The following is a 5,893-nucleotide window of genomic DNA, read 5'->3' as shown; positions in this document are numbered from 1 at the left end:
GCGTCCACTACACCGCCTGGTGCGACGACGAGGGTTTCATCCTCGATGACGGCACGTTGTTCCGGCTGTCGCCGACGCGCTTTCGGCTGTGCTCGCAGGAGCGGCATCTGCTCTGGCTGCTCGACAGCGCCATCGGCTACGAGGTCAGCGTCGAGGAAGAAACCGAAGCGATCGCCGGGCTCGCGCTGCAAGGCCCAACCTCTTTCGCCATCCTGCGCGACGCCGGCTTTGCCGGCATCGAGCGGCTGAAGGTTTTCGACCTCGCCGACTTCGCGCATGACGGCGCTGCCATCACCATCTCGCGCACCGGCTTCACCGGCGATCTCGGCTACGAGCTGTTTGTGCCGGCGGACAAGGCGTTGAGCCTATGGGACCGGCTGATGGCGGCGGGCGGGCTGCGCGGCATCCGCGCCATCGGCTACACGGCGCTCAATCGCGCCCGGCTAGAAGCCGGGCTGATCGTCGCCAATGCCGACTTCACCACTGCCGAGCACGCCATCCGTGCCGACCGCCTGCGCATGCCGGACGAGATCGGCCTCGGCTTCATGGTCGATCCGGACAAAGGCCACTTCAACGGCCGCCGCCCCATCTTAGAGGCGCGGGCGAAGAAGAAGCTGCGCCATGTGCTGGTCGGGCTGGAGATCGAAGGCAACATCCCGGCCGAGCACGCCATCGTCTACTACAAGAAGAGCCAGGAGGTCGGGCTGGTCAGCGCAGCGATGTGGTCGCCCATGGCCAAGCGCAACATCGCCATCGCCTCCTTGCAACGGCCTTACGGCGATACGGTCGTCGACGACCTTTGGGTCGAGATCTACGCCTTGCGCGAGCTGCGGTACCAGAAGCTGATGAAGCGCGCGAAAGTGGTGCCGCGGCCGTTCATCAAGCTCGATCGCCGCACCGCCAACCCGCCGGCGGATTTTTGACGTGGAAGGGGATGCGGACAGGCTGGACGCGGAGGCGGAAGCGGCCGAGCAGTGGCAGCTGGTCAACACGCCGCTCGGCGAGATGTGGTCCGGCCGCACCCGCTATGCGGCGGCGATGTTCTTCTTCAAGCGCGGCGATATGGATGCCGAGACGCTGGAGGTCTACCGCATCTGCGCCCGGCTCGACCATGAAGACCCCTTGCCGATCATCCGCGACCGCGGTGTCGGCAAGGAATGGCTAAAGCGCTTGGGTGCGTAAGCCCGCAGCGCGACGGAGCTGCGCTCCTGCTTCGCCCTAAGATGACGACGTTGGGGGAGCGTTCTGGCCCAATTCCGAACGTCCAAGATTGTCACTTTATCCGATCGTCCTTTCAAGGACACGCAGCCAGTTCCGAAAAGCGATCTTCTCGATCAGCGCGCGCCCGAAGCCGCGAGCGGCGAGCGCGTCGAGGAGCTTCGGCAGGCCTGCCACGTCGCCGATCACCGCCGGGATCATGGCACCGTCGAAATCGGATCCGAGACCCACACCGTCCTCGCCCAGCGCCTGCAACAGCGACTCGATGTGGCGCAGCATGATGTCGAGGCTGGTGTCGGCATTCATGCGGCCGTCCTCGCGTAGGAAGCCGGTGGCGAAGTTCAGGCCCACCATGCCGCCCGTTTCGCGGATCGCGCCGAGCTGCCAGTCGGTGAGGTTGCGCGAATGGCCGCAGATCGCATGCACGTTGGAGTGGGTCGCGACCAGCGGCGCATCGCTGAGCGCGGCGACATCGCGAAAACCCTTCTCGTTGAGATGCGAGAGGTCGATCATGATCCTGAGCTGGTTGCATGCCTTGACCAGCGCCTTGCCGGCGTCGGTCAGGCCTGGCCCGGTATCGGGCGACGAGGGAAAGCGGAACGGGACGCCGTTGCCGAAGGCGTTCGGCCGGCTCCAGACGATCCCCAGCGAGCGGAGCCCGGCGGCATGGAGCACGTCGAGCATGGCAAGCTCGGGATCGATCGCCTCGACGCCTTCGATATGGAACACCGCGGCGATCGAGCCATTCGCCATCGCCTCGCGCACATCGCCGGCGCTGCGGCAGACGGTGAGCGCGCCGGCGCGCTCGAGCCTGAACAGGATCGAGGCCATGCCGATGGTCGAAGTAACCGCCTCGGCGTGCGGCAGTTCCGGCGGCAGTGGCTCGTTGTCGCTTGGCGCCGGCGGCACGGCGCTGCGCTTGGTCTTTTCGATCGGCGGCGGAAAGATCGCGAACATGCCGCCGGCAAAACCGCCCTTTTTGGCGCGCGGCATGTCGATGTGACCGCCCGGCGTGCCCTCGATGAACAACTTTTCGACATCCGCTTCGTTCGACTGGTAGAGCCTGAGCAGCGTGTCGTTGTGGCCGTCGAAAACGGGAATGAGGTCGGATTCGGTCATCAGGCCATTCGCTTTTTGAGGTGGCGGATCGGGGCGGGAGAATCCCAGGTGATCTGTCTAATTAGGCAAGATGGCCGAACTGCGCAAATGCCAGACGCGTGTTCGCATTTATGGCTGGGCGGCTGCGTCGCTCGCCCCGGTGGATCGGCGCGCAGCGCCGAGACGGTTTAGGGCGCTGCAGCGGAGTGAGACGTCGGTTTTCCCTGGAACTCCCCTCAGCCGGCCGCTTCGCGGCCCCCTTCTCCCCGGGGGAGAAGGGGAAGACAAGTGCTACTATTTCAGCACGTCGGCCCATTCCGGATGGCGGCGGAACTGGGCGTTGGCGAAGGGGCAGAGCGGGATTATCTTCTTGCCCGCCGCGCGCGCGTCCTCGACGGCGCGGGCTACCAGGCGAACCCCGGCGCCCTGGCCGCGAAAGACATCCGGCACCTCGGTGTGATCGATGATGAGCTGGTGCTCGCCGACCTTGGTGAAGGTCATTTCGGCCTCGGCGCCGCCTGGTCCGCGCAGCAGGTAGCGACCCTTGGAGCCGCGATCTTCCAGTTCGATCTCAGGCAGCTGGTCAGCCATTTTTCTTGCCTCCTGCGCCGACGAGCGAGAGGGCAAAGAGCCGCCGCGCCGCTTCGATTTCATTCGGCCGCACCTCGTGCCCGCCGTCGTGCCATTCCACTGTGACATCGGCCCCGTCGGCGCGCAAATAGGCCTCCAGCCGCGTTGTCAGGTTCGGCGGGCAGATCGGGTCGCGCCTGCCGGCCGTGATCAGGATGCGGCGCCCGGCAAGGCTGCCCTGCACCTGCGGCTCGAACGGGATCAGCGGATGCATCAGCGCCGCGGCATCGAACAGTCCTGGCTCGGCGAACACCGCCGAGGCCAGGATGTTGGCGCCGTTGGAATAGCCGAGGCCGAACACCGCCGAGGGCTTTGCCGCCTCGACATGCGCCTTGACGAAGCCGGCCATCTTGGCCGTCGCCCGCGCGAGGTCGTCCATGTCGTAGACGCCTTCGCCGGTGCGGCGGAAGAAACGGGCGGCACCTTGCTCCGACACATCGCCGCGCGGCGAGACTATCGTCGCCGAAGGCGCGAGCTCGCGACCGAAGGACAGAAGCTGGTTCTCGTCGGCTCCGGTGCCGTGGAAGACGAACAGCAGCGCGCTGCCCGGCGAACCGGGCAGCACTTTGTGGATGTAGGCGTTCTTGCTCATGGCGTCAGTCTTCCAGCTTCTGCAGATGCTGTTCGAGATAGGGTCTCAGATGCTGATGCTGCGTCGGCAGCTTCAGCGCCTCGCCGAGATGCGCGGTGTCCTCGTCGCGGTTGAAGCCCGGCTCGTTGGTCGACACCTCGAACAGCACGCCGCCCGGCGTGCGGAAATAGATCGCCCAGAAATAGTCCCGATCAATGACCGGCGTCACGCCGTAGCCCGTGTCGACAAGCGCCTTGCGCACTTCGAGCTGCCTAGCGCGATCCTCGACCGCGAAGGCGACATGGTGCACCGAGCCGGCGCCGAGATTGGCAAAGCCTGCGCCCGGCAGCGATTCGATGTCGACGACGTCGGCGCCGTTGCCGTTCTTGATCGCCATCCGGCGGATGTTGCCGGACTTGTCGACCTCTTCATAGCCCATGAACTTCAGCAGCTCCTCGGTGGCGCCGCCGTCCTTCAGTCTCAGCGCGACCGAGTGGAAGCCGCGAATCGCCTCATCGGCGGGGACGCCGCCCTTCACCCAGGGCGCTCTGCCGTCGGCCTTGTCTTCGACCAGCGCAAAACTGTCGCCGTCGGGGCCGGTGAAGGCAAGCCGCTTCTCGCCGAAGCTTTCGCTGCGGCCAACACCGCTGACGCCCTCGTCGGCGAAGCGCTTTTCCCAATAGCCGAGCGTGCCTTCCGGCACCGAGAAGACGGTGGTGCCGACCTCACCCACCCCATGCCGGCCCTTGCCGATGTCGGGGAACGGGAAATAGGTCATCACCGAGCCCGGCGTGCCGAACTCGTCGGCATAGTAGAGGTGATAGATGTCCGGTGCGTCGAAATTGACGGTCTTCTTCACCCGGCGCAGGCCGAGCTTCTTGGTAAAGAATTCGTTGTTGCGGCGCGCATCGCTTGCCATCGAGGTAACGTGATGCAGGCCCTTGATCTGATTGAGCATGGTCTTGCTCCTTCCCTATCCTTGCTGCGGCCCTTGCCGCTGTCCACGCAATATGAGGATAGCGCCGGGCCCGGCAAAGCGACCAAACTCAGAATGGACTGTATCACAAAAGTGAACGGCCATAAGACCTATGTTCACCAATTGATGAAACTGCCTCCTTGCGCCGATCGGGAAATTTCGGCTCCATGAGCGGGCGCACCGTCTTGAGGAGAAGAGTTTGGACAACCGAGTGAGCCGCCCGAATGTTCTTCTCATCACCTGCGACCAGTGGCGCGGCGATTGTCTGTCGGCGGCGGGACATCCGGTGGTGAAAACGCCGCATGTGGATGCGCTCGCGGCCGAGGGCGTGCTGTTCCAGCGCCACTACGGTGGAGCGGCGCCCTGCTCGCCGGCGCGCGCCTGCCTCTACACCGGCCTCTATCAGATGAACAACCGGGTCTGCCGCAACGGCTCGCCGCTCGACGCCCGCCACGGTAACATCGCGCTTTCCGCACGCGCGGTGGGTTATGACCCCACGCTGTTCGGTTATACCGATGTTGCGCCGGATCCGCGCCGGCTTGCGGCCGGCGATCCGCGGCTGAGGAGTTATGAAGGCGTGCTGCCCGGCTTCAGCGTCCGGCAGTTGCTGCCCGAACATCAGAAGCAGTGGCTGTCCTGGCTGCGGACGCAAGGCATCGACACGAGCACCGGGATACCGGGCATCCATCGTCCGGCTGGCAAGCAGGGCAAGGTCGGCGATGATGTAAGCAACGCGCCGCCGGTCTATTCGAAGGACCAGACGCCGGCGGCTTTCCTGGCCGGCGAATTCATCCGCTGGCTTGGCGAACAGGAGCAGGCGGCGCCGTGGTTCGGGCACATCTCCTTCATCAGCCCGCACCCGCCTTTCATCGTGCCGCAGCCCTACAACACCATGTACGACCCGGCCGACGGCCCCGCTTTCCGGCGCGCGGCGAACTGGCAGGCCGAGGCGCAAAGCCACCCCTACCTCGCATACGATCTTGGCCTGCAGAAGCGGACGAAGTTCGTTCCCGGCGCCGAGGGCAAGGTGCGGGATTGGAGCGAGGAGAATTTCCGCCGGATCCGTGTGCTTTACTACGGCATGATCTCCGAGCTCGACGCGCAGCTCGGCCGCATCTGGGAAGCGCTGAAGGCGGCCGGCAGTTGGGATGACACTGTGGTTGTGCTCACCTCCGACCATGCCGAGATGATGGGCGACCACTTCATGCTTGGCAAAGGCGGCTTCTTCGACGCCAGCTACCACATTCCGCTGATCGTGCGCGATCCGCGCCGGACAGAAGCGGCCGGCGCTTCCATCGATCGTTTCACCGAGGCGGTGGACGTCTTCCCGACCTTGCTCGACCTGATCGGCGCAGCACCCGAACCGCACCTCGACGGCCGGTCGCTGGCTTCCTGGCTCG

The 5,893-nt window shown here is 65.2% G+C and carries 7 protein-coding genes; 3 read left to right on the top strand and 4 right to left on the bottom strand.

What is annotated here, in order from left to right:
• Both EOA75_RS27370 and EOA75_RS27365 read left to right on the top strand, forming a co-directional pair.
• The coding region (locus EOA75_RS27370; RefSeq protein ID WP_164747588.1) for an aminomethyltransferase family protein at positions 1 to 923 on the top strand (923 nt) is incomplete at its 5' end.
• Position 924: 1 nt separating this feature from the next.
• Entirely contained in the window at positions 925 to 1,182 is a 258-nt protein-coding gene (locus EOA75_RS27365) for a hypothetical protein (RefSeq protein WP_127325623.1), read from the top strand.
• 96 nt (positions 1,183 to 1,278) lie between these two features.
• On the opposite strand, the gene EOA75_RS27360 is transcribed toward EOA75_RS27365, so the two are convergent.
• From EOA75_RS27360 to EOA75_RS27345, 4 genes are all read right to left on the bottom strand, one after another.
• Positions 1,279 to 2,337, bottom strand: coding sequence for a dipeptidase (locus EOA75_RS27360; protein WP_127325622.1), 1,059 nt, complete (start codon positions 2,335 to 2,337; stop codon positions 1,279 to 1,281).
• A gap of 273 nt (positions 2,338 to 2,610) precedes the next feature.
• On the bottom strand, positions 2,611 to 2,907 hold the full coding sequence (locus tag EOA75_RS27355) for a GNAT family N-acetyltransferase (protein WP_127325621.1): 297 nt from the start codon (positions 2,905 to 2,907) through the stop codon (positions 2,611 to 2,613).
• Complete coding sequence (locus tag EOA75_RS27350; RefSeq protein WP_067319263.1) at positions 2,900 to 3,538, bottom strand: alpha/beta hydrolase; 639 nt, start codon at positions 3,536 to 3,538, stop codon at positions 2,900 to 2,902. Before EOA75_RS27350 ends, EOA75_RS27355 begins: the two co-directional genes overlap by 8 nt.
• Positions 3,539 to 3,542: 4 nt before the next feature.
• The gene (locus EOA75_RS27345; protein ID WP_127325620.1) at positions 3,543 to 4,475 is read right to left on the bottom strand and encodes a VOC family protein; all 933 of its coding nucleotides are present in this window, start codon (positions 4,473 to 4,475) and stop codon (positions 3,543 to 3,545) included.
• 229 nt (positions 4,476 to 4,704) lie between these two features.
• Here EOA75_RS27345 and EOA75_RS27340 point away from each other — a divergent pair.
• The coding region (locus EOA75_RS27340; RefSeq protein WP_245466755.1) for a sulfatase-like hydrolase/transferase at positions 4,705 to 5,893 on the top strand (1,189 nt) is incomplete at its 3' end.

This window comes from Mesorhizobium sp. M1A.F.Ca.IN.022.07.1.1 (assembly GCF_003997575.1).
Classification (GTDB): Bacteria; Pseudomonadota; Alphaproteobacteria; order Rhizobiales; family Rhizobiaceae; genus Mesorhizobium.
This window is presented reverse-complemented; position numbering and strand designations above follow the sequence as displayed.

Bases quoted from the DNA above. Each gene is read 5' to 3' on its own strand.
- EOA75_RS27360 (WP_127325622.1), bottom strand. From the start codon at position 2,337: ATGACCGAATCCGACCTCATTCCCGTTTTCGACGGCCACAACGACACG.
- EOA75_RS27355 (WP_127325621.1), bottom strand. From the start codon at position 2,907: ATGGCTGACCAGCTGCCTGAGATCGAACTGGAAGATCGCGGCTCCAAG.
- EOA75_RS27350 (WP_067319263.1), bottom strand. From the start codon at position 3,538: ATGAGCAAGAACGCCTACATCCACAAAGTGCTGCCCGGTTCGCCGGGC.
- EOA75_RS27345 (WP_127325620.1), bottom strand. From the start codon at position 4,475: ATGCTCAATCAGATCAAGGGCCTGCATCACGTTACCTCGATGGCAAGC.